This window comes from Microbulbifer maximicatervae (SeqCode), from assembly GCF_052468295.1.
In genome coordinates this window covers 2457857-2482710 of sequence record NZ_CP174340.1, presented here as the reverse complement: position 1 = coordinate 2482710, position 24854 = coordinate 2457857, and the positions used below count along the sequence as shown (strand labels likewise).

The window sequence follows — 24854 nt, the reverse complement described above, 5'->3', positions numbered from 1 at the left end:
ATCCCGACGGTGAATATGCTGCCGGGATTCCTCTTACTACTCGCTCACTAAAGGAAGCTCTCTCGGCTGAATACGGGGATTTCGCCTATAGTCGAACTCAAGCAATGTGCGGTATCAATCGGCAGAGCGAAGCCCATGAAATATGACGAGATACATGAGGATCATGCTGATCCCCTGATCAACCAATTACATCGAGCAATAAAATATGCCGTTAAATTTCTCGCCATTCTTATGGTGTTGGTCATATTCTGGACCATTGCGGATGTCGTCTATGTACTTTATGAAAGGCTAATGGAGACGCCATTCCTATTGCTTGATATGGAAGATATCCTCGAGACTTTTGGGGCCTTTCTCGCCGTTCTTATTGCCATTGAAATTTTCACTAATATCCGACTCTACCTGGGTACAAATGTGATACCGGTGCAATTGGTATTGGCTACAGCCTTAATGGCTGTAGCTCGGAAGGTTATTGTGCTCGACTTAAAATTTGTTAATGCGGAGCAAATAGTCGGTATTGCCCTGGTGACTATCGCCCTGGGAGTTTCCTACTGGCTGGTGAGGGAAAAAAGTAATAAACCTGGTTAGTACTTGTGATTTTTTGTCCTTGATAATGCTCACTTTATGATTTTATTTTTTGTATTTATACAGTTGACCAAAATAGAATCATATCGTTAACTGCATTAATAGCTACTTACAATAGTTAGCCCGAACTAAGAGAGCCGGGCATTTGGCTGAGTGCCAAATCCACGATAAACCTTATTAATGAATAGGTCTTTCTGCTTCAACCGAACGAGGTGGTTGCAGGTTGTTACTGCGAAAGGTAACTGTACTAATCCTTGCTTCTGGCCAATGGGAACTAGTGCCATTAGTGGGTTTCGTTTATAGCTTTTGGTGCTTTTTCCTGTTCTATTTCTGGCGATGGCCTTTGCCAGGTATTCACCTTGCTGAGAGGCGAGGTAGCCCAGTTTGGCCTCACCAATATCTGCAATGTCTCCGAGTGCATACAAGCTCGGTTCGTCAATAACTTGAAGTCTGTTATCGACTTTCACAAATCCCCGCTCATTAAGGACATGCGCTAAGTGCGGTTTAAGGTAATCATTGTTGGGTAGCACGCCAGTCGCTTCAAAAACCAGGTCTGCATCGCTGGCTTGGCCGCTGTTGAGATCGATATAGCAGCCATTCTGATATTGGTAGCGGCTGTTAAACTGAATTTCTACACCTAAATTCTCTAATTGTCTCTGGGCTTTGATCTGTGCTTTAGGCTTGAAGTTGTCCAATAAGACCTCTTTATTGTGTGCCAGAATTACTTGAGTTCTCGGCATAGCGTGTGCGATCTCTCCTGCCAATTCGACACCAACGACTCCTCCTCCTATCACCATGACTTTCCTTGCTTGTTTCAGTCGCCGGTGCTCGTTCAACAGTTCTTGGTTCCGAGATTGAATATCCATTGCTGAAAGGGATTTGGCTAGCGGCATGCTCGGATATCGGGTGCCGGAGGCGAGTATTGCACTGTTGAAATGTAACTCTGTTCCATCTGCCAAACGCGCTGATTTCGCAGACATTTCCATTACATCTCCCTGAATGAAGCGGCCATAGAAAAAGTCTCTATAGTACTTGCGCGCTTGATTCCCGGTACTGGATGGATCGGTTACATTGCGCAAGGTGGCAAAAGTGACTTCAAAATAATCTTTTTTGTCTACCAGAATGGTATGGAGCCCATGTCTTTCCAGTGCTTGCGCGACTGACACACCGGCGAAACCACCGCCTACTATCAATACTTCCGCTTTAATTACCATATTTTTCAACCATTAGAGGGTGTACAGGTCATTTGAATCCATTTTATGGTGTAGCGAATATGCTGTGAATGTGTGATTATGAGACTCTGATGTGCATATTTGCACATCAGAGTATGGGGGACTTTAGGTAAATAATGGATAAATGGACTGAGTTAAGGACCGCTTACAAGCTGGCCAAGCTTGGCACTCTGAGTGCAACGGCCCAGGAGATTGGTATCCACAGGTCCACCGTGATGCGCCATATTAATGTATTGGAGGAGAGCCTTGGGGTTGTACTATTTCAGCGCAATGACAAAGGCTATATTCCAACGGAGGCGGGGCTGGATGTTATGCGGCTGGGAGAGGTGACGGACAGCCATTTTTCTCAGTTGTCATCGCGGTTACAAAGCAAAGAGCAGGATTTGCAAGGCAACCTCACCATTACCTCTGTTGGCGAAATGGTCGACCTGTTGATGCCGCTCATTAAGCAGTACCAGACCCAGCACCCAGGGATGCTTATCAATTTAATCGGGGACCTGCGCAATTTTAACTTAGAGTACGGTGAAGCTGATATTGCGATTCGTGTCGGTGAGAAACCAACGACACCCGATAATATCGTGCTGCCATTTTTCACAACAGAATTCGTTTTTTATGCACACAAATCCTATATTGAAGAGTATGGGCTTCCCGATAAAAGTAATCTCCAAGAGCACAGGTTTCTGGCTCTAGGTGATCGCCCGTTACACTTTGGCTGGAATGAATGGATTTATAATCATATTCCCGATCAAAAGATTGTGCTGACTGCTTCCAGTCAGCAAATTCTTAACCAGGCAGTGCTTTCAGGCTGCGGTATTGGCGCCATGCCGAGAATCCTGGCTAAAAAATTTGAAGACATTATTGAGATTCCTACGCCTGAAAATTGGCAAATCTCAACTTGGATACTTGTTCATCGCGATATGTTTAACATGCCAAAAATCCGTGAATTTCTCAGCATCTTAAAGCTCTGGCGAAAATGAACAATACCAAGTGCCAGCCCAGAGAAAATCATAATAGCGGCCATCAACTTTTCTGAACCAATCGATTCGCCAGTTAATAACCAACTGAAAAAGAGTCCAAAAACGGGGCAGAGTAAACCTAAAGGCGCAACAGTAGACAACGGGTACTTAACGATTAACCGGTTCCAGAACCAGTATCCCAGCAGAGTGGTTGGGTAGGCCTGAAACAATATGGAGAAAATCAACTTTCCACTAAGGTTGTTTTGAATTTCATAAAATATATCCGCACCATCTTGAATATAGGTAGCAGCGAACAATGGTAACGGTGCAAAAAATAGCCCCCAGACAATAAAGCTAAATACTTGCTGTGTGCCACTGGCCTTTACAATGAGCCCACTGATGCTCCAGCTGGTAGCCGCTATTAGGATAAGTGCAATACTGATCAGGGGTACAGTGCCATCTTCAACCAGCAAACTTAATAACAGCCCTCCCAAGGCAAGTAGAGCTCCAAGAGCTTTTTGCGGGATAATCTTTTCTTTCAGGAATACCCAGCCAAATAGTAAGCTAATCGCAACATTTACTTGCAAAAGAAGTGAGGCCATACCCGCAGAGAGCCCGCTAGAAATTGCCCAGGTGGCCATCCCCCAAACCCCACAGCCAAAAGTCAGGCTGTAGGCCAGAACGTACTTCCAGCTGGCTGTCGGTCTGGAAACAAAAAGCACTGCCGGAAAGGCTGCCAAAGAAAAGCGTAAAGCCACCAGAAGGAGTGGGTCCAGATCTTCCGTTCCCATCTGAATAACAATGAAGTTGAAGCCCCACATTGCCATTAGTAGCACGCCAAGTAATAAATCTGAGTACCGCATCAGCTCCTCCAATTTGTCTCGGGGCTAACTATCCAAGAAATGAAAAAAGGTATACAGATGCAATTTTTGTATAAAATAGGTATACAGTTTGGGCGGAGACGGAATCGGAGAGGGGATAGGTGCGGTATAAAGAGCTTGCCGAACGCTGTATAGAGGATATTCAGTCAGGGAGAATACCAAGCGGTCATAAACTACCGTCCCTCAGGCGGTTCGCTGCACAAAACGAAGTGAGCCTGACAACAGCCCAAAGCACCTACTACTTGCTGGAGGAGCTCGGCTGGGCGAAGGTTCGACCGCAATCTGGATTCTTTGCCTCAGTTCCTCCCAGCAGTAACCCGCCTCCCATAATGCCCGCATTCACCTGCCGAACAACAGATCCAGTAAATCACGATTGCTATTTCCGTGGGTTGGGAACAGGGCCATTGGGTGTTGCGTCTTTATCTCCAGAGCTATTGCCGTTAGATTCCCTGGAGCGCAGTATGCGGCGGGCAACCCGAGAGGCTGGCGCCAGGATGCATGGCTATCCGGTTTCCTCTGGGGAGCCGCTTTTGCGCAGTGCGCTTAGTGCACACTTTGCCAGCTATGATTTGCATTTCTCTGCCAATGAATTAGTAGTGACGAATGGTTGTATGGATGCCGTCCGCACGGCGATTGCCATTACGACTAGGCCCGGTGAAGCGGTTGCGATCAGTTCTCCTTGTTACAACGGTCTTCTTAATCTGTTGGCTTTGATGGGGCGAAAAGTTGTTGAGATACCGACTGTTGAAAACGGCTTAGACCTCGCACAGCTAGAGCGCTATATGCAGCAGGGACTGGTCCAAGCGGGTCTTTTTAGCAGCAGTCATATGAATCCTACGGGCGTGTCCCTGAGCTCGGAGCAGAAAGAGAACCTGGCCGCACTGGCTGGTAAATATCGGATTCCAATTGTCGAGGATGATGTGTATTTGGAGCTCGGATTTCAAAGAAGTCTGCCCATGCCCGTGCGCTACTGGGACCGGAGCGGGTATGTGCTTTGGTGTGGCTCTATCTCCAAGACATTGAGCGCAGGCTATCGACTGGGGTGGTGCTTACCAGGAAGGTATCGAAAACAATATGAACGCTATCGATTTACCGAAAGTTTCGGTGTGAATTTGCCCGTCCAATTAGCGGTAGCCGATTTCATCGGTACCACTCAATACTCCCGTCATGTGCAGGGGCTCAGGCAAAAGCTTGCCTTGCAGGTCGCATCCTATCGCAACTACTTAAGTTCATCCTTGCCCGATGAATCGCGCATCAGTGATCCCCATGGAGGAATGGTGATTTGGTTGCAGATCCCAGGGTTGGATAGTCGGAGTCTTTGCCGTATGGCTTCCGAAGAAAATATAGTCTTGCTGGGCGGTGCAGATTTCAGCACGCTTGATCTCTACGGTGATTGTGTGCGGGTGAATTGTGGTTGGCCGCTTGAAAGTAAAGATGGAGGGAAGACTGAGGCCGGATTTCAGTTGGAACGTTTTATCGAGTTAACTCACTCATGCCGATAATTAATATTATTCAGATATTCACAACTTTGGAAGAAGGTACCTGAACTTTCATATCGTTACACTGCTTTTGATAGTTTTTTTTCCTCTGCTAGAATCCGCGTCCCTTTTAGGATGATTGTTCACGGAGGACATCTAATGAAAACTCTTGCCACTTTTACAGCAGCGATTGCTATTGCCGGTGCGGTTCCCGCTCAAGCAGAACAGACTTTTGAACTGCCTATGTTTAGTCAGTGTTCTGTAGCAGCTTCTGCAAGTAATACTAATGATCGCGAGGTTTATCGCATCTTTTCAGACTTCTATTATGAAATAGAAGACTCTCGAGAGTATGCAGTTAAGGCTGTGCAATACTGGGCTGAAAGCTTTGCAGAAGACTGTGCCGGGGAGACAACTCAAGTCAGCCTGGATATGGTTCAGTGTGATAATTTTATTGGCGGTGCACCGGTTTGCAGAATAGAAAGTGATGAAGGTGATTACGTCGTTGTGAAAGACTATGTTGATTCAACCAACGTAGTACTCTCTCAACATGATCAACAGAATTGGCCAGGAATACATTCTTCGAATGATCAGGAAACCCTGTGGATGGCCAGACCTGAACTCTGCTATAGCGAGCTTCTGGAAGGGGGTATTGATTCCCAGGCATATTACCTGGATGCCTATAACTATCGCTACTTTGGTGATTACCGCTATGTGTTGGCAAGGAGCAGCCGCGATTTAGTGCAAACTCTTGACAGCCAATACAGTCAGTGTGAATACGATACTGCGGGAATTGAAGCCTACAAAATGCAGTGTTCTGAGACTTCCCAGGGGACGAAGGTGTGCGCAACTGCACATACTGGAGCCGGCTATTTCGTATTCGTGAGTGACGATCATCACGGCATGCACGTTATTTTCAACCGCTGGGACTGATTACACTATTAGTCCACTTATAAAACGCCTCCCTGTAAAGGGAGGCACCTGATTGCGAACCCTAATTAGCTTGCTCTATACAGTGCGCAAAGCTTATTGCCAGCAGGGTCTCGTAAGTAGGCGAGGTAGATTGGGCCAACGGCGCTATCCCGTACGCCTGGGGGCTCTTCGCAGCTGGTACCACCGTTGGCAATACCTGCAGCATGCCAGGCATCAACCTCTTCAGAACTGTTCACTGTAAAGCCAATAGTGCTGCCATTGCCATGGCTTGCGGGCTCCCCATTGATGGGTTTGGTGATGGCAAAAATACCGTTGTCATTAAAATAGAAGCAGCGGCCACGATCATCAATAGTGCCGGGTTTGTAACCCAATATTCCAAAAGTGGAATCGTAAAATACCTTTGATTCCTCGATATCGTTGGCCCCGACCATAATATGACTAAACATTGATGTCACCTTAAATTAATTTTAGGGTAGTTGTGCGTGAAAGATTGTATACCAATACTATTAAACATCAATGAATAATCATTAACTCAATGCCTAATAGAATTGTTCGTATATCCGTTACCTCCAGGCTGTACTTCTCAGGGTGTGTGGATTGGTGCAGCTTTCTACCTGTTGGGGTTTATATATGAGATGCCTCACAGATATATTAAATATTGTGCGATTCAATGATCATTAATATTTATTTTAAATTCTGTTGTTGATAATAATGTGGTGGCTAATTCGGGCGATATCGAAATTCTTATCGATATTTTTTTGCTTGACTGGCTGGTATTTGTTTTTTGTTCTTTTTAATAGGTTTTATTTTCTGGTTTGGTTTATTTTTATTGTGGTATATAGGTTGATGGTGTGAATTTTATGAGGTTAAAATTCTGGGGGTTTGATTTGATAAAAAATAATAAATGGTTTTCGCTTAAAGGTTTACTTTGGGTGTAAATTGCGCCAATTATTTAATTAAAAAATTTAATTTTATGGTCAGGTTAAGCTGTCGGCCGTATTTTTTAGGGATAAAAAATGAAGCGTCGAGATCTATTGAAGGCTGCAGGTGTAATGTCTGCATCACCGCTTATGGGAGTGGCATCAGCTAAGGCTGGAACAAGTAATGCTTTGGATGGCTCTAGTTTCCCAGAGTCAATAATGGTTGGTGATCTATCAGATTCCTCCGGAGTACTCAGTGTAATACAGGGAATCTTACCTGATGATGTTATCGGCCATCTTCTTATGGCTGAGGGTATTCCACTGGCGTCCAACCATCTTACACCTAATGGAAAGGGAGCTTTGACCCGGCTCGACTTTACTGGGCGGAGCAATAACAGTGAAGTTCCCTATACCCGAAAAATGATACGTACCGCGTCTGCGATAATGCAGGAGCAGGATTTAACAGGTTTTGATAAATTCAATTTATTAGGTGGGACAATATACTCAAGCCCGAATCTGGGATTTATGAACTACTGTAATACGGCCCCCAACTATATGGGAGATAACCGTTTTGCAATGAGTTATGAAGGGGGTATGCCCTATGAGTTTGATGCTACAACTCTAGAGATGGTAACCCCTATTGGAGAAGTGGATGAATGGAAATCGAGCTTACCTCCGCTGCTTGAAAATCTAACCCCAGAAAAGTGGCTATTTCCCCAGGTTCGGACTACCGGTCACCCTTTCTTTGATCTGGAAACAGGTAACTGTATCACCATCAACTATGGTGGAAATATTGGTGATTCTGGTAGCTCAGGATTTATTCGATTAATTCGCTGGGATCGAGAGGGTGCATTTGAAAGTTGGAACATTCGGGATCGTCAGGGTAACAACGCCTATATTGCTGCAAGCTCACACTCTCTTGGCGTAACGCGAAATCATATCATTGTCTTTGAAACTGCAGCGAGAGTTGAATCTACCCGAATTATTGGAACAAGAATAGTTCTGCCTCAAGAACACCGGACCCGGTGTTGGGTTATTCGGAAGGCCGATATGGTGCCGGGTGCTGATACTATTATCGCAGATTACCTGGAGCTCGGCTTTGATACGTCGGACATTGTCTGCAACTACGATGACAATGCGGGTGAGATTACCCTGTATGGCCAATATATGGGGGCAATGGATAAATCTGAGCAGTTATTCCGCTTTGAAATCCTGCAGAAGGGAGGTTTGGTACCCAAGTGGTTGTCCGGATACCCTGCAGCACCGCTGGATGTTGGAGGTTTGGTACGTGCCCGGATTCGAGTTAACTCAAATTCAGCTATTGAGATAAAAGAAGATTACCGGGTTATTCGGGATGATGCGCTTTCCTGGGATATGAATGATCCGGCTTACCGTGGGCACTTCCAGTTCCCTGAAACCTTTGAGCACCTTTATTGGGCTGCTGTGGGTTACAGGCCTGACCATATATCTATGCGGGTTTCCTGGGCATATCGCGATTATCCTGAGCGCCACTACGGCTATTGGAATATGCCTGAAGAAAGTCGTCCCTCTGCCTTGATTCATATGGACTGCGTCAATATGAAAATTGCGGATGCCTTTCAGTTCCCAGAAGATTGCGTAATGCGTACACCGCAATTTATGGCCCGCCCGGGCTCCACGGCCCAGAACGACGGTTTTGTGATTGCAGCAGTTGTACGCAAATATCCAACGACATCCGATTCCAATGGTAAAGAGTTTTGGATTTTTGATGCGGCACGTCTCAGCGGTGGGCCAATTTGTATCCTAGCTAACCGATCACTGGAATTTGCAACCACGAATCATGCACTGTGGGTGCCATCCATTGGTCGTCGCCCTTTATCAGCCTACCGGTCAAATTATGCTGATTTTCTTCGCAGTAAAGCGCCTGATCACAGCAGTAATGTTCGGGACATTATCGATGGGGAGCTGCTTCCCCGTTTTGGTTGATTTATCCAGTCTACGTTAATGCAATAAAGGGAGTTTAGGTATGTGTGCAGAAATAATAACCAAATCCAAACATTTATTGAGGTGGTGTAGAAAAGCTCTTTGTATAGCGGGCGTTTTTATGGCTGCTACAAGTGTTGCAGAGCAGCTACCGCCACCAATTGAAGTGCCTGAGGTATTAAAAAACTACCAGGATACTCAGGATTGTTTCCCTGGTGTTATCCATGATCCGACCAGTATTGAAGAAGTTCAGCAGATAGTACGTGATGCAGCGGATCAAGGCCGTAAAGTGATGACAGGGAGTCGTCGATTCAATAGTCAGATTGATGCGGCCTGTGTAGGTAATGGAGAAGTGCAAATCACTCTGGAAAATATGGATCAGGTTGTTAGCCTGGACAAAGATAACCTGTTGGTTACTGTCCAGGCCGGTATGAGATTCCGGGATTTGACCGCCTATCTTCGAGAGCATGAACTAAGTGTGCCCATGGTGACAGAGCTGGCCATATTCACGATAGGCGGTATGCTGGGAAGCGGTACTCACGGTTCAACTTTTACACAAAAAAGCAGCATGATCTCTGATTATGTCACCGAATTGAAGTTGGTTGATGGCAATGGGGACTTACGAGTAATCAATGGTGAGATGCTCAATGCCGCCAGGGTAAACCTAGGTGTTTTAGGCGTAGTTGTTGAAGTGACCATAGAGGTTGAACCTGGCTATAAAGTACAAGCAAAAGTAAAGGGGTATCACAGCGATGATGAGCTGGAGGATGTTGTTCTTGATTTGGCTCGAGATAATCATTCAGCTAATGTTGCCTGGTTCCCGGGATTAGGGCGCTATACCGTAACAACTTACAACAAGGTACCTTTGTCGACTAAGGGTAATGCCTACAATGCCCAGGCAGATGTATCAGACTTCTCCGAATATTTATTTGGGCTGATATTTGATAGCCTTCATGAAGCCGATAGTGCCGCATTGCAGTGTTTTGCAGCTTCTCTTCGCCATACTGCTCGCTCCAGTTCCTATTTCAGGGATGTTGATTCAGGCTTGAAAAAGTTTATTAAGCCCACTGGACATGCGGACCTGATGCAACATTTCGTATGTAAAGAGCCAGATAAATGTGTCTGGGATAACCTTCCAATTGCACTTCAGGAAGTCGCGATTCCATTTGAAGAATTGCCCAACTGGATTGCGGATGTCCGCCAGATTATTGCAAATAGTGAAAAAACCTGTTTTCCGCTGAATGGTATTTATTTCCGTTTTGGCAAGGCTTCCGATAGCTATTTAGGGATGACAGCAGGTCGCGATACAGCGTTTGTAGGGATTGAATATACCCTTCGTCAACGAGGTGAAGCTGTGCCAAAGAACTACTTTGTCAATTTGGAAATTGAGCAGATGTCTCTCCGGAAGTATGGAGCCAGACCTCATTGGGGTAAGAATTCAGTCGCTATTTTTGAGGACATGGCTGAGCGTTTCCCCAAGTGGTCCCAGTTTATGGATGTTAAAGAAGAGTTGGACCCAAACAATATATTTTCCAACCCCTTTTGGAATCGGGTAAGTGGGGCTGATCCTTTGGAAAACTATTTAACTCCTGGCTGCAATCCCGATGGTCAGTGCTATTGTCAAACGGATGAACACTGTGAGGAGGGTTCCAGCTGCCAAGCGGGAGTTTGGTATTCAGACGCAAGGATTTGTAAAGCTGACTAGAGCTCTTTGGGGGGGGATATTTCCACCCCCTGCGTTTAATTTGTAGTGAATAGCAATAAGAGGCTTTTAACTGCTGAGCGGGAAAGAATACTCGAGAGACTAAGCCTACAATCGGTTTTCATGCCTTATAGGTATTCTTTCCCTGCTCTTTATTATTAAGTTACAGGTTGCTGGTCACAGCAATTAGCAATGCTTTCTCTCACAAGTTGGCAGAAGTGTGCAGGATCTTCCAGAGGCAGCATATGATTTGCTGAGCTTACCTCTTGTGGATGAGTATCTGGAATCAATGTACCTGCCGCAAGCGATACAGTTCTAAATAGCTGGCGAGTATTGCTGCCGTAGGCCACGGAAACTGGAATAGATATGCCTGAAAGACTAGTTGGGTTCAGTGCGGGTTGTTCAGTTTGATTAAGCTGTAGAGGTAGGGTGTAGGCATTATCCAGCTGCTGTACACGATATTTAAGGGGCTGCTGAGAGAAGTAGCCTGCTTGATTCCCAGAGCCGTCGATTAGTAGCTTAACGGCAGTATCCAGCTCACCTTCAGCTGTTGTTTTAAAAATTTCTGCAAACATAGATTCAGCATCTTGGCGATACTCTTCCATGTCATTGTTTTCAATGTATCCCGGATATCCAGGCTCATAAAGGTACAGACTTTTGATTAATTTAGGTGCCTTTATGGCAGCATTTAAGCTCACATCGGCACCATAGGACCATCCTACTAGGTGGACAGGGCCTATATCTAGGGCCTCAATCAGCCCTGCTAGGTCTGCTGCATGGGTATCAATTCCAAAGGGGCCTTCCGAAGGATTACCCGGATTACCGAAATGCCTTTGGGTGAATGAAATCGCTCTAAATTCATTTGATAGAATTTTGCAGTGTTCTTGCCACATGCGAGCATCGGCCAGTGCGCCATGTACAAGAACAATGGGTTCTCCCTGTCCCTCCTGGAAATAAGAGATAGAGTGGTTGTTTACAGTGATAGAGTCTTTTGGATTTCTGTCCATGGGGCTAGCTTCCTGGGAGCCACTTTTTAGCGCTTATCATAGTCTATAGGAGCTTTATGCTTAACATTTTCTAGTTCAGTTGTTAGGAGAGAGAGACAGCTGCCCTAATGGCTCTCTTATGAGAGTAAACCGATAGGTTGTTGTGGTCAACTCCAAGCGGACACTTCTTTAAGCACATTTCTCAAATTCGATAGGGGCTAGGTCTCCCAGTGTTGTATGTATTCTTCGTGAGTTGTAATAAGCAATATAGGCTCTTACATCTGCTACCGCATCCTCCCTTGTCGGATAAAGGTTTCCCGTTACCCACTCCCGCTTCAGGCTGCTGAAGAAACGTTCAGTCGGTGCGTTGTCCCAACAATTTCCCTTACGGCTCATTGAACACACCATCCCATGCTGACTCAATAACGTTTGGTAGGTATGGCTGGCATACTGACTGCCACGATCAGAGTGATGCAGGAGACCTTTTGGAGGCGAACGCAAATTGACAGCCATCATCAACGCACGAGTTACCAGGGCCGTTTCCATCTTCCGATCTAGATGCCAACCAATAATCCGGCGCGAATAGAGATCAATCACTACCGCCAAGTACAACCAGCCCTGCGAAGTCCAAATATATGTAATATCAGTCGTCCAAACTTGATTTTTAGCACTCGGTGAGAACTCCCTATTTAGAAGGTTCTCTGCGACCGGCAGGTGATGTTTACTGTCTGTCGTCAGTGTAAATCGCTTCTTGCGCTTTACTGCCAAGCCTAGCTTTTTCATGAGCTTGCGGACTCGATAGCGCCCGACTTCAAAGCCTTCTTTACGTAACAGCTTCATTAACCGACGACTTCCCAGGCTCTGTCTAGATTCTGCAAATAGGGCCTTCAAACGATGGCATAGTTGCCATGTTTGAGCATCTATTGAGCTATTACCACGGCAACACCAATCGTAATAACCAGACTTACTTACCTTCATTACCCGGCAGAGCACCCTAACAGGAAAGCTGCCTTGCTGTTTTTCAATAAAGCTGTACTTTATTTCATTTCTTTCGCAAAGAAGGCGCTGGCCTTTTTTAGGATTTCTTTCTCCATCCGCAACTGCTTATTTTCACATCGTAATCGCTCTAATTCTGCGCGCTCACCTACATCCAACCTCACACCGTCTTCTTCCTGCTTCAGTTCCTTTATCCAGCGTCGCAGGTTATTGGCTGTTGTTCCTACAGCCTCTGCTGCTTTAGAAATTGAATACCCTTGCTCAGAGACTAGCGCTACGGCGTCTTTCTTAAATTCCGGCTTGAAATGCCGACGTGTACCTTTTGTTGTCATACTTCACCTCGCTTGGTAGTTTTACCATCTTAGCGAAGTGTCCGGAAGGATTAGACCACTACAGGTCTCCTAAGGGTAATCAACGAGTTTTTCGGGTATAGTTGATTTGTTTTGACGTAGCAGGTGGATGTATATGGAATCGTTGATAAAGGACCGTCTGAAATCACTGGAAGTAGAGCGAGATATTGAAATTATCTATGCCTGTGAGTCAGGAAGCCGCGCATGGGGATTTGAATCCCCTGATAGTGACTGGGATGTAAGGTTTATCTACAAGCGTAATATTCAGCAATATCTCACTATAGGTACTCCCAGAGATGTTGTTGAGGTTCCATTTGATAAGAAACTTGGCGATGAACTGGACTTGGTCGGCTGGGATATCAAGAAGACTTTAACTTTAATGAGGGCAAGTAACCCCACTTTAATTGAGTGGCTATTTTCGCCAAAGGTCTATTTTAGAAATGAAGATGTTTTGAAGTCATTGCAGGATTTGGCTTTAAAATGTTGGCAGCCGCGAGCATTAGCTCATCACTATGTCAGCATGGGATTTAATAATTATTCCAGGTTTATTCGCGAGGATGATCGAGGCTTTAAAGAGATTAAGGTCAAGAAGTTACTTTATGTTCTGCGTTCACTGCTTAATGCTCTGTATATAAAAGAGTTTACAAAAATTCCTCCTGTGGACTTTAGTCATATGTATAACGAGTTGTTGCCTTCCTCAGGAAGTGAGTGGCTTCTGGATATTCTTTCCAGTTTGATTTTGAAAAAGAAGGAGCTTGAAGAGGGCGATTTGATAGCCGTTGATGGCAAACTGGATGGCTGGATACAGGAAAATATGGATAGATCTGGTGCCAATTCTATAGAGGAAAGGCCAAAATTGGATCTTCCAGAGTTTGACAGGCTTTTTCGTAAAGTGGTTGGTTTATAGTCTTTTAAATCAGGCGGATAGGGCGTCACTTAACACGCGAGTAGACAGCCCAAAAAGCGCTGAGTGACTTGTAATACTTTCCAGTGAATAAACTCAAAGCTGTATAGACGCCCACAAGAATGCAGGCGTCAAAAGAGGCTCAGCTTTGGTTTTCCAGCAATTGATCCAGCGGCAACTCAGTGCGGTACCGCACCTGCTTCAAAGAGAAGCTGCTTTTAATATGATCGATTCCTGGGAGCTCAGTGAGTTTTTTGTCCAGGAATTCCTGATAGGCCTGCAAATTGGGTACAACAACGCGCAGCAGGTAGTCGAAATCACCGGTCATCAGGTAGCACTCCATCACTTCCGGCCATTGGCCGATAACCGATTCGAAGTCCTGCAACTCTTTTTTCACTTGGTGGTTAAGAGTAACCTGGATAAACACACTTACCGGCAACCCAACCTTTTCCGGTTCAAGCAGGGTAACTGCGCGTTTTATAAACCCTTGCTCGTTTAGATTTTTAACCCGCCGTGAACAGGGGGAGGGTGAGAGGCAGACTTTTTCTGCAAGCTCAATATTTGGAATGGTGGCATCCTGTTGAAGGATTTCCAGAATTTTTTTGTCGATGGCATCCAGTAAATAGGCCATGGTTATATTCCGTATCTCATCTCTCTGAACGTACGCCGGTATCGCCGGCTGCTAATCATCAACCTGCCAGTGAATCTTTGCTTCCCAGCGTTCTCCGGTAAATTGTGTGCATTGCGTACATGGTTTTTTTTGGTTTGTTATGGCAGTAGCTTCCTGTACTGCGCATCTTTTATGAGACCTTCTCGTTTTTTATTAATTTCCCGCTTATGGGTACGTTGCCCAACCGGTTGATACTGGTTAGCTGTAAACGGGCGGAAACTGATATCCCCTGATCAGTTCCAGGCTATGCCTCTCAAAAAGCTGAACCTTTGGCGCTTATTTAGTCACACAGAGTGTGAAGGCCAGAGGCGAGCACCATAAGAGGGCATGTCCTTTCCGTTGTATCCCCCAAAATACTTCATTTTGAGTGATTTGTTGCCAGTAGCTGGTCATCTTTAGCGAGTTATGGCGGCATTATGCCTGAGTCGGGCCAATTTTGGTATGACCTGCTCTGCCGGGCAGTGTTAATTTTAGCGCTATTAAACAGCTCTGGTCTGTTCTGCTGTAACTCGGGAGATGCCGCGAATATTTTCGCGACATGTTACTGGCGTCGAGAACTGGAGTGATGAAAGCAATAAAGCAATAAAGATAAAATAGGTGGTACCCATGGCAATGGTCGAAGGCGATCAGGAATTGGGCTTTGATAGCGAGTATTCGCTGAAAGCGGCTTTTACCCGTGAATCCGGCCGTGTATTCCTAACCGGAATTGACGCCCTGGTTCGTTTGCCCTTAATGCAAAAGCGCATGGATGAGCTGGCGGGCCTCAATACAGCTGGCTTTGTTTCCGGTTATCGCGGTTCCCCATTGGGCGGTTACGACCAGGCCCTGTGGCGGCACAAGAAGCTATTGGCCGAGCGGGAAATCCATTTTGAACCGGGCATTAATGAAGACCTGGGGGCGACCAATATTTGGGGTACCCAGTTGCTGGATCACTATCGCCAGCAGGCAACGAAAGATGGCGTCTTTTCTATTTGGTATGGCAAGGGCCACGGTGTAGATCGCACCGCAGATGTTTTCCGCCAAGCCAATATTCAGGGTACCTCAAAATTGGGCGGTGTTTTGGCGCTGTGTGGGGATGACCACACTGCAGAATCCTCCATGTTTTCCCACAATACCGACCAGATTTTTGAGTCGGTAATGATGCCGCTGATATTTCCGTCCTCCATTGATGAGTACCTGACCCTGGGCCTCGCGGGTATTGCCTTATCCCGTTTTTCGGGCTTGTGGGTGGGCTTTAAGGCAATTACTGAAACTGTAGAGGCCGGTGCTTCCTTGATTGTGCCGGAGTTGCCCCAGTTTACAATTCCAGCTGACTTCCCAATCCCGCCACACGGCCTGAACTACGATCCCCACCTGAATTGGCCTGCCGAGCGCCTCGAATATGAGCGCCGTATGCTGGAGGAGCGTTTGCCTGCAGCCAAGGCATTCGCCTATGCCAACCGCCTGGATAAAACCACCCACAGTGCGGAGCGAAAACGCTTCGGCATTGTAACGGTGGGTAAGGCCCACGGTGATTTGCTTGAGGCTTTAAAACTGCTCAACTTATCAGAGGCAGATCTGAACTCAGCAGGCATCTCCATCTATAAAGTGGCGATGTCCTGGCCGCTGGAGCCTAGGGGCATCAGTGAGTTCGCCAAGGGCATGGAGCGCTTGCTGGTAGTCGAGGAGAAGCGTCCCTTGGTGGAGGATCAGCTGAAAAACCTGCTCTACGGTTGGGAAGATAGTTATCGTCCGAAGGTAGTCGGTAAGAAAGACCTGGATGGCAAGGATCTGTTGCCGGCAGTGTGGGGCTTTGGCCCGGATCAGGTGGCCAAGGCCATTGCCCGCTGGCTGGTGGATACTGAACTGGCGGCACAGCTGATTCCCCTGGCAGAAAAACTGGGGGGCAATGTCGCTGCAAAGGCTCAGGGCTTGCTGGCTCGTGAACCCATTTTCTGTGCGGGTTGTCCTCATAACACTTCCACCAAATTGCCAGAAGGCAGTTTGGGGAGTGCCGGTATTGGCTGTCATATTATGGCTTTGGGTAAAGGCCTGCGCACCGATACCTATTCCCATATGGGAGGCGAGGGTGCCCAATGGGTGGGCCTGCACCGTTTCTCCAGCGCCGAGCATATTTTCCAGAATATGGGCGATGGAACCTACAACCACTCTGGGCTATTGGCCATTCGCCAGGCCGTGGCGAGCCAGGTGAATATCACCTACAAAATTCTTCTGAACGATGCGGTGGCCATGACCGGTGGCCAACCCGCCGATGGCGAAGTTAATGCTCCCTCCCTGGCTGCACAGTTGCTGGCCGAGGGAGTTGGCACAGTCGTTCTTTTGACTGAGAACCCCGACCACTGGCGTGAACACCGCAGCCAACTGCCCACTGCCGTAGAAGTTCTTCCCCGCTCTGAGCTGGACGCCGTGCAGCGTCGCCTGCGGGAAACTGCCGGTGTGACGGCGATTATTTATGAGCAGGTCTGTGCGGCCGAGAAACGCCGCCGCCGCAAGAAAAAACAGATGGTCAATCCATCCCAGCGACTGCTGATTAACCACCGGGTCTGCGAAGGCTGTGGCGATTGCAGTGTTCAGTCCAGCTGTATTGCCGTGGAGCCGCTGGAAACCCCGTTGGGGCGCAAGCGTCAGATCAATCAGTCCAGCTGCAACAAGGATATGCGCTGTGCCGATGGTTTCTGCCCGAGCTTTGTCACTGTAGAAGGGGGAGAACTGAAAAAGCCCCCGGTGCAGTCCCTGGCGGATGCCTTAGACGTGGCTATTGCCGGATTACCTTCTGCGCCGGTCGCGACTCTGGCCCAGCCACTCAGTATTTTGGTGGCCGGCATTGGTGGCAGTGGTGTACTTACCGTGGCGGCACTGCTGGGTATGGCGGCGCACCTGGAAGAGAAGGGCAGTACAACTTTGTACTTTACCGGTCTCTCACAAAAAAATGGTGCCGTGGTGGCTCATGTAAAAGTGGGAGAAAACCCCGAGGCGATTACCACCGCTCGTATTCGCGATGGCGCGGCGCAGTTGTTACTGGGCTGCGATATGGTCACCGCCGCTGGCCAGCGGACCAAATTTGCCACCGGCGAAATGCGTGCCCTGGTAAATACTGCTGAAGTACCGGTAGCGGCCTTTGTTCGCGACAACGAGCTGGCATTCCCCGCCGATGCGACCCAACAGAGTATTGAGTCCCTGTGTGCGGAGTATTTTGCCTTTGATGCGAATAAATATGCCCAGGCACTGTTTGGCGATACCGTAGCCAGTAACTTGATGATTATGGGTTTTGCCTGCCAGAAAGGACTGCTGCCAATCGGTGAAGCGGCCCTGGAACGGGCCATTGAACTCAATGGTGTGGCGGTAGAGAACAACCTGCGCGCTTTCCGCGCGGGCCGTTTACTGGCGGAAAACCCTAAAGCGATCGAGCAATTGGCAGTCCCGGCCAAGCCGGTGAAATTGGTGGAGCCTGAGGAGTCGGTGGAGCAGTTGCTGGAGCGATTGGCAGCAGAGCTTCGCGACTATCAAAGCCCGGCCTATGCGGCAGAGTTCCTTCGCCATATAGAGGCGCTGCGCAAAGCAGAATCCTCACTGCCAGCTACTCGGGGCGATCTTACCCGTATGGGTGCGCGCAGCCTTTATAAAGCGATGGCTTATAAAGATGAGTACGAAGTGGCGCGCCTCTACACCGGTGAAGATTTCAAGCGACAGCTACGTGAGACATTCAGCGGCGACTACACCCTGAAATTCCATATGGCGCCGCCGCTTCTTGCGCGCCCCGATAGCAGTGGTCGCGTGCGCAAAATGCAGTTTGGCCCCTGGATGGGCAAGCTGATGCCGCTGTTGGCTAAGGGTAAAGTTCTTCGCGGTACTGCACTGGATGTCTTCGGTTACACCCAGGAGCGCCGTGCTGAACGGCGCTGGGCCCAACAGGTGGCCAAAGCAGTTGATAGCGTGGCCGCGCATCTGTCCGGCGAAAACCTGTCAGAGGCACAAGAGCTGCTCGAAATCCCCCTTCAAGTGCGAGGCTATGGCCATGTGCGCGAGGAAAAATTCGCGGCGGTCAGCGATCGTTGGGATGAGCTTTCTGCAGTATTTGTGGATGGGGAGCAAGAGCCGACTTCTCTGGCGGCGTCCTAGACGCCGCAGCTCTTTTAATCGGTGTCAGCCCGGACGAAACGGGATAAGGCGGTTTAGCAACCAGCCGCTGACACCGGTAATCGCCACCGGTGCCTGTACCGCAGAGAAGCACAGGCACTCTTGATCTTCTGTGACCGTCGGGCGGTGCACATCGCCGGGTTCCCGCAACAGAAAGTCCCCTGGACTATAAACACCATCACTGTCAGAGAAGCTGCCGTACAAAACCAGGGTGAGTTCGTAGCCCCGGTGATCGTGCTCTGCAACTTTGCCACCACAACTCAGGCGATGAAAGCTCACTTCATATTGATCCTGCCCGGTTTTAAGTCGACACATTTTTAGGGCGGGCGCGATAGTTTTCCACTTGATCGGGGGATTTTTCTCCAGCAGCTTGTGCACGACTGGCGGCGCATCCGCCAGCATGGGCTCTGTGGATTTGGATCTCTCGGGAGCCACTTGTTGCTCCGGTTCAGCTGCCTGATCAATACGTCCCATCAGGCGTTGGAAAGCCTCATCGTTTACGGCCTGTGGTGCACAGGACTCCAGAATGGAGCCACCCAGGGTGTTCATGGTTTGATATTGAGCGCGACACTCGGCACACATTTGTATATGGGCAGAAACGACCAGGCTGGCGCCTTTGGGCAGGCTGCCGGAAGCGTATTCAAGGAGTAAATTTTTATCGGGGTGGTGGCGAATCATACTAAACCTATTTGGCCAACCTCGCTTGTAACTTCTTTAGGGCCAGTCGCACGCGGGACTTTACCGTGCCCAATGGTAATTCCAGCTCCTTGGATATCTCACTGTGGGATTTTCCCTCCATATACGCCTTTTCCAAGACGTGGCTCTGTTCTGCCGGCAGGCTGTGCAGGCCTTCCGCAACTTCCTTTTCGTTGCGTCTTCTCTGTAGAAATATCAACGGTTGGTGTTCGGGGGTTTCATCCCAAACATCCATGGCTTCAATAATCTCGGCGTTTTGATGACGCCCGTTGCGGCGCAACATGTCGATACGAGTGTTGCGCATAATGGTGAATATCCAGGTGCTGGCAGAAGCCTTACTGGCATCGAAGCTGGGGGCCTTGCGCCAGACTTTAAACAGGGTCTCCTGAACTAGCTCATCGGCGGCTTCAGCGCTAATTGCCTGGGTGGTGCGGCTGTGATGGAAACCCTTAATTAGTGGGGCAAAGTGGTGAAAGAGCTGCTCAAAGGACTGGCGATCACGCTCCGCACCGACTCGCGTCAGCAGGGCACTCCAGTCCTGGTCCTCTCTTTGTGTCAGTTTCACCGGGCCTATTTCACTTTTTGCTTGGGGGCTATGCGCCATGTTAACGGTCTTTCTGTCGTTGTCGATACTCACGCAATCAAGCATGTGTGGAAATTAGAGTTGGGAGCTGTTGTGGTACATCCGTGTACCACATTCTGCAACAGACTCTCAGGGGGAGACTTCCAAGTTGTCTGATAACTACTTACGCAGAGAGGGCATAACTGGATCACTCTGGCCTACCTTTTATTGAGCGGTGATCCACCCGATGGGGTGTGGCGTATTTATCTGCAGCTAGAACAGTAAGGAATCCGATGATGAGCGCGTTGATTGAGGAGCTAGAGGAGTACTACAAAGACTTCCTGATGCAGGAAACTGGCAGCCTTGGATCACTATATAGCGACGATGTCATTTTTTGTGACCCGTTGCATCGGATAGAGGGATTGCCTGCTTTAAAGAGTTACTTTGCGGGAATGAGCAGGGGGCTTACCCAGTGCCGCTTCCAATTTGATGATCTGCCGGTGGTGGGCGAGGGCAGCGCCTGCCTTTCGTGGACCATGCACTACCGACACCAATCACTCAAAGGTGGACGTCCATTACAACTTCGTGGCTGTAGCCTGTTGCGTTACACCGATAAGATTCACTACCACGAGGACTTTTACGATATGGGTGCCATGGTCTACGAGCAGGTTCCGGTATTGGGTTCCTGCATAGGTTTTATCAAGTCGCGAATGGAGCGCAACTAAGTGTCCCAGGGGATTCGCGATAAAACCATCTGGATCACAGGTGCTAGCTCGGGTATTGGGCGCGCGCTTACATTGCGCCTGGTGGAACAGAATAATTTTGTGATTGCCAGCAGTCGCAGGCTGGATGCGCTGACGGAGTTACAGAACATAGCCCCCAGTCGCCTCAGGGTTTTGGACTGTGATCTTAGTGATGATGCGGTGATGCCGGGTGTTACTCGGCGATTAGCGGACTTCACAGATCACCTGGATATGGTGATTGCCTGCGCTGGTACCTGTGAATATGACGACGACCTTCAATTGGATGTCACCATGTACCGACGGGTTTTTGATGGCAATTTCTTTGCCTTGGTGAATACCTTGAAGTGCGCGCAGCCACTGTTAGCCGCAAGTCGATCTCCGGTATTTGCTGCGCTCGGCAGTCTCTCGTCAGTGGTGCCTTTTCCCCGCGCCGAAGCGTATGGCAGTTCCAAAGCGGCGGTGGCCTATTTTCTGGAGTCGGTGCGCGCCGATACCAGCCTTACTCCACTTCGAGTGGTCCACATTCGCCCGGGGTTTGTCGACACCCGCCTTACCCAGCGCAATGACTTTGACATGCCTTTTTTAATGACTCCAGAGCAGGCCGCCGAGCGCATTGAACGCGGGCTCTGTGGTGTTGGGCATACAGTCGATTTTCCCAAACGGCTCAGCTGGCCTCTGCGGTTTCTGGGTTTTTTCAGCTCAATCTGGTTCCGTTTTTGCGTACCCAAAATGACAAGAATCCGCACACTAAGGAAGAATTGATGCGAATCGCTATTGTTGGCAGCGGCATTGCCGGTCTTACTGCCGCTTATCTATTGAATCGAAAGTACGATGTCACCCTGTTTGAAGCACAGGCGCGCCTGGGAGGGCATACCGCTACGGTTGATATTGATGATGGGGGGCGCCGGTTAGCAGTGGATACCGGCTTTATTGTTTACAACGACTGGACCTATCCGAATTTTATTCGCTTGCTTAAAGAGCTGGGAGTTCAATCCCAACCCACCTCCATGGGCTTTAGTGTGCGCTGCGATCAGGAGGGGTTTGAATATGCGGGTAACAATCTCAACAGCCTGTTTGCCCAGCGCTCGAACATCGTCAGCGCTGGGCACTGGCGTATGCTCTGGGACATTGTGCGCTTTAATCGTAATGCCCTCCGCGACTGGCAGGAGGGGAGGCTGGGCGAGACATTGACCCTGGGTGAGTATCTACCTGCGAACGGTTACTCCGCGGAATTCGCCAATCGCTATTTGGTACCTATGGGATCTGCTATCTGGTCTGCCAGTGTGGCGCAAATGCTGGAGTTTTCTGTCAGTTTCTTTGTCCGCTTCTTTGTCAATCACGGCCTGCTCAACCTGGTGCGTCGCCCGCAGTGGCGAGTGATTAAGGGTGGGTCGCGTGAATATATTGATCCGTTAATACAATCTTTCGCAGATAAAATTCGCTTATCTACGCCCATTGAGGGCGTGCAACGCTGTCGAGAAGGTGTGAATGTTCGCACCGCTGCAGGGGAAAATCTGGAGTTTGATGCCGTTGTTTTCGCTTGCCATTCCGATCAGGCCCTTCAATGTTTGACCGACCCCAGCGGCAGTGAGCAAAAAATCCTGGGGGCTATACCCTATGCAAAAAATGCCGTGGTCCTGCATACAGACAGCACCTTGCTACCCCGTCACCGTCGTAGTTGGTCGAGTTGGAATTATCAATTGCGCAGTGAACAGGATGCACTGCCTGTTTTGACATACAACATGAATATACTTCAGGGCTTGAATACCGAGAAAACCTATTGTGTCACCCTGAATGCCGAAGAGCTTATCGATCCCAAGTCTGTGCTCGGTCGTTTTGAATACTCCCATCCCCAGTTCTCTGTGGCCGGAACACGAGCGCAACAGCAGTGGGATAGTATTAATGGTGTTAACCGCACCTGGTTCTGCGGTGCTTATTGGGCAAATGGATTTCATGAAGACGGTGTAACGAGTGCGTTGCGAGTGGCTCGGGGGTTGGGTGTTGACTGGTAAGGAGGCCGGTATCATGGAAAGTGCGATTTATACCGGGTGGTTGGAGCACCGGCGCTTTGCGCCCAGAGCTCATCAGTTTCGCTACCAGGTTTTTATGATGTACGTCGATCTGGCAGAGGTGGAAGCCATTTGCCTGCTCTCACCTCTTTGGTCCTCCCAGCGGCGCGCACCTGCGAGATTTTGTCGCAGTGATTTTTTTGGCGATGAATCCCTCAGTCTTGATGAGGCGGTTCGACAGCGGGTGGAGGAGGAAGTGGGAGAGCAGCCTTCCGGACCTATTCGCTTGCTGGCCAATTGGCGCTACTTTGGCTACAACATGAATCCGCTCAGTGTTTACTATTGTTTCGATGCTGAGGGACAGAATGTGGATTGGCTGCTCCTGGATGTGCACAACACTCCCTGGAAAGAGCGTCACAGCTATGTTTTGGATTGCCGTAATAATACCAAGTTGCAAAAAGCGACCTTCGCAAAAACATTTCATGTCTCGCCTTTTATGCCCATGGCCCAAGGGTATCGATGGAGGGGGACAAAACCTGGAGAAAAGCTGACAGCTTACCTGCAAAATTTTGATGCGAGTGCCGAGGATACAGAAGACGGCACTCGCCCAATGTTTGATGCAACCCTGAGTTTACAGCGTTGCGAAATTAGCGGCCGATCACTTAATTCAATATTGATCCAGTATCCCTTGATGACCGTAAAAGTTATAGCCGCCATTTATTGGCAGGCACTGAAATTATGGGTCAAGCGTATCCCGGTATTTTCGCACCCTCGCGACGACGCCGAGGTTCAGGCAGGAGATAAACAACTATGAGAGCAGTTCAGGAAGTTGATCAGGCTTCGTCGTCAAAATCAGAAGTATCGGCACAGTCCTGGCTCGTTCGCCTGGCGCGCAAGCTGGTGTTGGAAAAACTCAAGGGTATTGGTCGTGGCCACTTGTTAATCGAAGAGGGGGAGCAATGTTACCACTTTGGCCAGAGACCAGAAGAAGCAGAGATCTCGGCACATATTTGCGTACATGATCCATCCAGCTATATACAGGTGCTATTAAACGGAACCATTGGTTCTGGAGAAGCCTTTATGCAGGGCGCCTGGACCTCAACCAATACCGTGGACCTGATTCGCCTGATGGTGGACAACATGGAATTGGTGGAAGGTATCGATAGTCGTTGGAGCTATTTACCCCGATTAGGTTTGCGCTGGTTACATCAATTAAATGCGAATAACCGCAATGGCTCACGTAAGAATATTTCTGCACACTATGACCTGGGCAATGAATTTTTCCGGTTGTTTTTGGACAGGACCATGCTGTATTCATCTGCGGTCTACCCGTCTGAAAACGCAACCCTGTTTGAAGCCTCTAATCACAAACTGGAACTGATCTGCCGAAAGCTAAAGTTAAAACCCTCTGATCACCTCCTTGAGATTGGTACTGGGTGGGGTGGTATGGCCATTCATGCTGCCAAGTACTATGGCTGTAAAGTAACAACCACTACTATTTCCCAAGAGCAATATGACTATGCCCGCCAATGGGTGAAGCACGAAGGGTTAGAGGAGCAGGTGACCCTGCTATTACAAGACTATCGGGACCTGAAAGGTAAGTACGATAAAATTGTATCGATTGAAATGGTGGAGGCGGTAGGGCACGAATTTCACAAGACTTTCTTCGCTGGTTGTAGCGAATTACTCAAAGAAGATGGCCTGATGGTGATGCAGGCAATCACCATTCGCGACCAGCGCTACCACGAATATCGTAAAGAGGTCGACTTTATTCAGCGATATATCTTCCCCGGTGGCTGCCTGCCATCTAATCAGGTTATCGCCGACCATATTGCCAATTCAACAGATATGCAGATTGTTGGGCTCGAAGACATCACCGCCCATTACGCCCGCACATTAAGTGACTGGCGCAAAGCATTTCTTGAGCGAATTTCCAAAGTGCGCGAGTTAGGTTTTGATGAGCGCTTTATCCGTATGTGGGAATTCTATTTATGCTATTGCGAAGGGGGATTTTTGCAACGAGTGATTGGTACCGCCCAATTTGTGTTCGCCAAACCTCGGTTTTTGGGCAGTTTCTAAACTCTCTCAAGTTAATCTTGTGAAGTGTTTGCCTTTCAGAATGGCTCAGGATCAAGGCGTGATTTCAGGAGATTGTTTA

At 48.4% G+C, this 24854-nt stretch carries 21 protein-coding genes; 13 read left to right on the top strand and 8 right to left on the bottom strand.

From position 1 onward, the window contains the following. Positions 1–135: 135 nt before the first annotated feature. The gene (locus ACJJIQ_RS11275) at positions 136–585 is read left to right on the top strand and encodes a phosphate-starvation-inducible PsiE family protein (RefSeq protein ID WP_413665304.1); all 450 of its coding nucleotides are present in this window, start codon (positions 136–138) and stop codon (positions 583–585) included. A 125-nt stretch (positions 586–710) separates the two neighbouring features. Here the strand turns inward: ACJJIQ_RS11275 and ACJJIQ_RS11270 are convergent, their stop codons facing one another. Next, complete coding sequence (locus ACJJIQ_RS11270) at positions 711–1796, bottom strand: NAD(P)/FAD-dependent oxidoreductase (RefSeq protein ID WP_445364647.1); 1086 nt, start codon at positions 1794–1796, stop codon at positions 711–713. Positions 1797–1930: 134 nt separating this feature from the next. Here ACJJIQ_RS11270 and ACJJIQ_RS11265 point away from each other — a divergent pair, with 134 nt between their 5' ends. Beyond that, positions 1931–2791 (top strand): LysR family transcriptional regulator, encoded by an 861-nt coding sequence (locus ACJJIQ_RS11265; RefSeq protein ID WP_445364646.1) that lies wholly within the window; start codon positions 1931–1933, stop codon positions 2789–2791. On the opposite strand, the gene ACJJIQ_RS11260 is transcribed toward ACJJIQ_RS11265, so the two are convergent. Then, entirely contained in the window at positions 2722–3633 is a 912-nt protein-coding gene (locus ACJJIQ_RS11260; protein WP_445364645.1) for an EamA family transporter, read from the bottom strand. The genes ACJJIQ_RS11265 and ACJJIQ_RS11260 overlap by 70 nt on opposite strands. Positions 3634–3752: 119 nt before the next feature. On the opposite strand from ACJJIQ_RS11260, the gene ACJJIQ_RS11255 reads away from it, so the two are divergent. After that, on the top strand, positions 3753–5153 hold the full coding sequence (locus ACJJIQ_RS11255; protein WP_445364644.1) for an aminotransferase-like domain-containing protein: 1401 nt from the start codon (positions 3753–3755) through the stop codon (positions 5151–5153). A 135-nt stretch (positions 5154–5288) separates the two neighbouring features. Then, positions 5289–6059, top strand: a complete 771-nt coding sequence (locus tag ACJJIQ_RS11250) for a hypothetical protein (RefSeq protein ID WP_445364643.1) — start codon at positions 5289–5291, stop codon at positions 6057–6059. 65 nt (positions 6060–6124) lie between these two features. Here the strand turns inward: ACJJIQ_RS11250 and ACJJIQ_RS11245 are convergent, their stop codons facing one another. Continuing rightward, positions 6125–6505 (bottom strand): VOC family protein, encoded by a 381-nt coding sequence (locus tag ACJJIQ_RS11245; protein WP_413665310.1) that lies wholly within the window; start codon positions 6503–6505, stop codon positions 6125–6127. Between the two features lie 570 nt (positions 6506–7075). Between ACJJIQ_RS11245 and ACJJIQ_RS11240 the strand changes: the two genes are divergently transcribed. Together ACJJIQ_RS11240 and ACJJIQ_RS11235 are read left to right on the top strand one after the other, a co-directional pair. Beyond that, positions 7076–8944, top strand: a complete 1869-nt coding sequence (locus tag ACJJIQ_RS11240; RefSeq protein WP_445364642.1) for a carotenoid oxygenase family protein — start codon at positions 7076–7078, stop codon at positions 8942–8944. A gap of 118 nt (positions 8945–9062) precedes the next feature. Continuing rightward, the gene (locus ACJJIQ_RS11235) at positions 9063–10646 is read left to right on the top strand and encodes a D-arabinono-1,4-lactone oxidase (protein WP_445364641.1); all 1584 of its coding nucleotides are present in this window, start codon (positions 9063–9065) and stop codon (positions 10644–10646) included. A gap of 155 nt (positions 10647–10801) precedes the next feature. On the opposite strand, the gene ACJJIQ_RS11230 is transcribed toward ACJJIQ_RS11235, so the two are convergent. Both ACJJIQ_RS11230 and ACJJIQ_RS11225 read right to left on the bottom strand, forming a co-directional pair. Then, positions 10802–11650 (bottom strand): alpha/beta fold hydrolase, encoded by an 849-nt coding sequence (locus ACJJIQ_RS11230; protein ID WP_445364640.1) that lies wholly within the window; start codon positions 11648–11650, stop codon positions 10802–10804. Between the two features lie 168 nt (positions 11651–11818). Further along, positions 11819–12957 (bottom strand): IS3 family transposase gene (locus ACJJIQ_RS11225; protein WP_445364639.1). Its coding sequence is split into 2 segments (ribosomal slippage): positions 11819–12708 and positions 12708–12957, totalling 1140 coding nucleotides; the frame shifts between segments, so codons are not numbered across the junction. Positions 12958–13090: 133 nt separating this feature from the next. Between ACJJIQ_RS11225 and ACJJIQ_RS11220 the strand changes: the two genes are divergently transcribed. Further along, on the top strand, positions 13091–13882 hold the full coding sequence (locus ACJJIQ_RS11220; protein WP_413665314.1) for a nucleotidyltransferase domain-containing protein: 792 nt from the start codon (positions 13091–13093) through the stop codon (positions 13880–13882). Positions 13883–14021: 139 nt separating this feature from the next. Here the strand turns inward: ACJJIQ_RS11220 and ACJJIQ_RS11215 are convergent, their stop codons facing one another. Next, the gene (locus tag ACJJIQ_RS11215) at positions 14022–14510 is read right to left on the bottom strand and encodes an Lrp/AsnC family transcriptional regulator (RefSeq protein ID WP_413665315.1); all 489 of its coding nucleotides are present in this window, start codon (positions 14508–14510) and stop codon (positions 14022–14024) included. A gap of 645 nt (positions 14511–15155) precedes the next feature. On the opposite strand from ACJJIQ_RS11215, the gene ACJJIQ_RS11210 reads away from it, so the two are divergent. Then, complete coding sequence (locus tag ACJJIQ_RS11210; RefSeq protein WP_445364638.1) at positions 15156–18668, top strand: indolepyruvate ferredoxin oxidoreductase family protein; 3513 nt, start codon at positions 15156–15158, stop codon at positions 18666–18668. A 24-nt stretch (positions 18669–18692) separates the two neighbouring features. Here the strand turns inward: ACJJIQ_RS11210 and ACJJIQ_RS11205 are convergent, their stop codons facing one another. After that, positions 18693–19364 (bottom strand): ChrR family anti-sigma-E factor, encoded by a 672-nt coding sequence (locus ACJJIQ_RS11205; RefSeq protein ID WP_444932841.1) that lies wholly within the window; start codon positions 19362–19364, stop codon positions 18693–18695. Between the two features lie 7 nt (positions 19365–19371). Next, entirely contained in the window at positions 19372–19947 is a 576-nt protein-coding gene (locus tag ACJJIQ_RS11200; protein ID WP_445364637.1) for a sigma-70 family RNA polymerase sigma factor, read from the bottom strand. 293 nt (positions 19948–20240) lie between these two features. Between ACJJIQ_RS11200 and ACJJIQ_RS11195 the strand changes: the two genes are divergently transcribed. Genes ACJJIQ_RS11195 through ACJJIQ_RS11175 form a run of 5 tightly spaced genes read left to right on the top strand, consistent with a single transcriptional unit; the run spans position 20241 to position 24775 of the window. Beyond that, entirely contained in the window at positions 20241–20669 is a 429-nt protein-coding gene (locus tag ACJJIQ_RS11195; RefSeq protein ID WP_413665319.1) for a nuclear transport factor 2 family protein, read from the top strand. After that, positions 20670–21449, top strand: a complete 780-nt coding sequence (locus tag ACJJIQ_RS11190; RefSeq protein ID WP_445364636.1) for an SDR family NAD(P)-dependent oxidoreductase — start codon at positions 20670–20672, stop codon at positions 21447–21449. After that, a complete protein-coding gene (locus tag ACJJIQ_RS11185; RefSeq protein WP_445364635.1) occupies positions 21449–22699 on the top strand; it encodes an NAD(P)/FAD-dependent oxidoreductase in 1251 nt (416 codons plus the stop codon). Before ACJJIQ_RS11190 ends, ACJJIQ_RS11185 begins: the two co-directional genes overlap by 1 nt. Before the next feature lie 13 nt (positions 22700–22712). Then, the gene (locus ACJJIQ_RS11180) at positions 22713–23510 is read left to right on the top strand and encodes a DUF1365 domain-containing protein (protein ID WP_445364634.1); all 798 of its coding nucleotides are present in this window, start codon (positions 22713–22715) and stop codon (positions 23508–23510) included. Further along, positions 23507–24775: a class I SAM-dependent methyltransferase gene (locus tag ACJJIQ_RS11175; RefSeq protein ID WP_445364633.1), complete on the top strand. Its 1269-nt coding sequence runs from the start codon at positions 23507–23509 to the stop codon at positions 24773–24775. The genes ACJJIQ_RS11180 and ACJJIQ_RS11175 overlap by 4 nt, the downstream gene beginning before the upstream one ends. Positions 24776–24854: the final 79 nt, after the last annotated feature.

Coding starts and splice junctions, on each gene's coding strand:
- ACJJIQ_RS11230 (WP_445364640.1), bottom strand. CDS start 11,650: ATGGACAGAAATCCAAAAGACTCTATCACTGTAAACAACCACTCTATC.
- ACJJIQ_RS11250 (WP_445364643.1), top strand. CDS start 5,289: ATGAAAACTCTTGCCACTTTTACAGCAGCGATTGCTATTGCCGGTGCG.
- ACJJIQ_RS11180 (WP_445364634.1), top strand. CDS start 22,713: ATGGAAAGTGCGATTTATACCGGGTGGTTGGAGCACCGGCGCTTTGCG.
- ACJJIQ_RS11215 (WP_413665315.1), bottom strand. CDS start 14,510: ATGGCCTATTTACTGGATGCCATCGACAAAAAAATTCTGGAAATCCTT.
- ACJJIQ_RS11235 (WP_445364641.1), top strand. CDS start 9,063: ATGGCTGCTACAAGTGTTGCAGAGCAGCTACCGCCACCAATTGAAGTG.
- ACJJIQ_RS11175 (WP_445364633.1), top strand. CDS start 23,507: ATGAGAGCAGTTCAGGAAGTTGATCAGGCTTCGTCGTCAAAATCAGAA.
- ACJJIQ_RS11210 (WP_445364638.1), top strand. CDS start 15,156: ATGGCAATGGTCGAAGGCGATCAGGAATTGGGCTTTGATAGCGAGTAT.
- ACJJIQ_RS11245 (WP_413665310.1), bottom strand. CDS start 6,505: ATGTTTAGTCATATTATGGTCGGGGCCAACGATATCGAGGAATCAAAG.
- ACJJIQ_RS11265 (WP_445364646.1), top strand. CDS start 1,931: ATGGATAAATGGACTGAGTTAAGGACCGCTTACAAGCTGGCCAAGCTT.
- ACJJIQ_RS11185 (WP_445364635.1), top strand. CDS start 21,449: ATGCGAATCGCTATTGTTGGCAGCGGCATTGCCGGTCTTACTGCCGCT.
- ACJJIQ_RS11195 (WP_413665319.1), top strand. CDS start 20,241: ATGAGCGCGTTGATTGAGGAGCTAGAGGAGTACTACAAAGACTTCCTG.
- ACJJIQ_RS11205 (WP_444932841.1), bottom strand. CDS start 19,364: ATGATTCGCCACCACCCCGATAAAAATTTACTCCTTGAATACGCTTCC.
- ACJJIQ_RS11270 (WP_445364647.1), bottom strand. CDS start 1,796: ATGGTAATTAAAGCGGAAGTATTGATAGTAGGCGGTGGTTTCGCCGGT.
- ACJJIQ_RS11240 (WP_445364642.1), top strand. CDS start 7,076: ATGAAGCGTCGAGATCTATTGAAGGCTGCAGGTGTAATGTCTGCATCA.
- ACJJIQ_RS11220 (WP_413665314.1), top strand. CDS start 13,091: ATGGAATCGTTGATAAAGGACCGTCTGAAATCACTGGAAGTAGAGCGA.
- ACJJIQ_RS11275 (WP_413665304.1), top strand. CDS start 136: ATGAAATATGACGAGATACATGAGGATCATGCTGATCCCCTGATCAAC.
- ACJJIQ_RS11260 (WP_445364645.1), bottom strand. CDS start 3,633: ATGCGGTACTCAGATTTATTACTTGGCGTGCTACTAATGGCAATGTGG.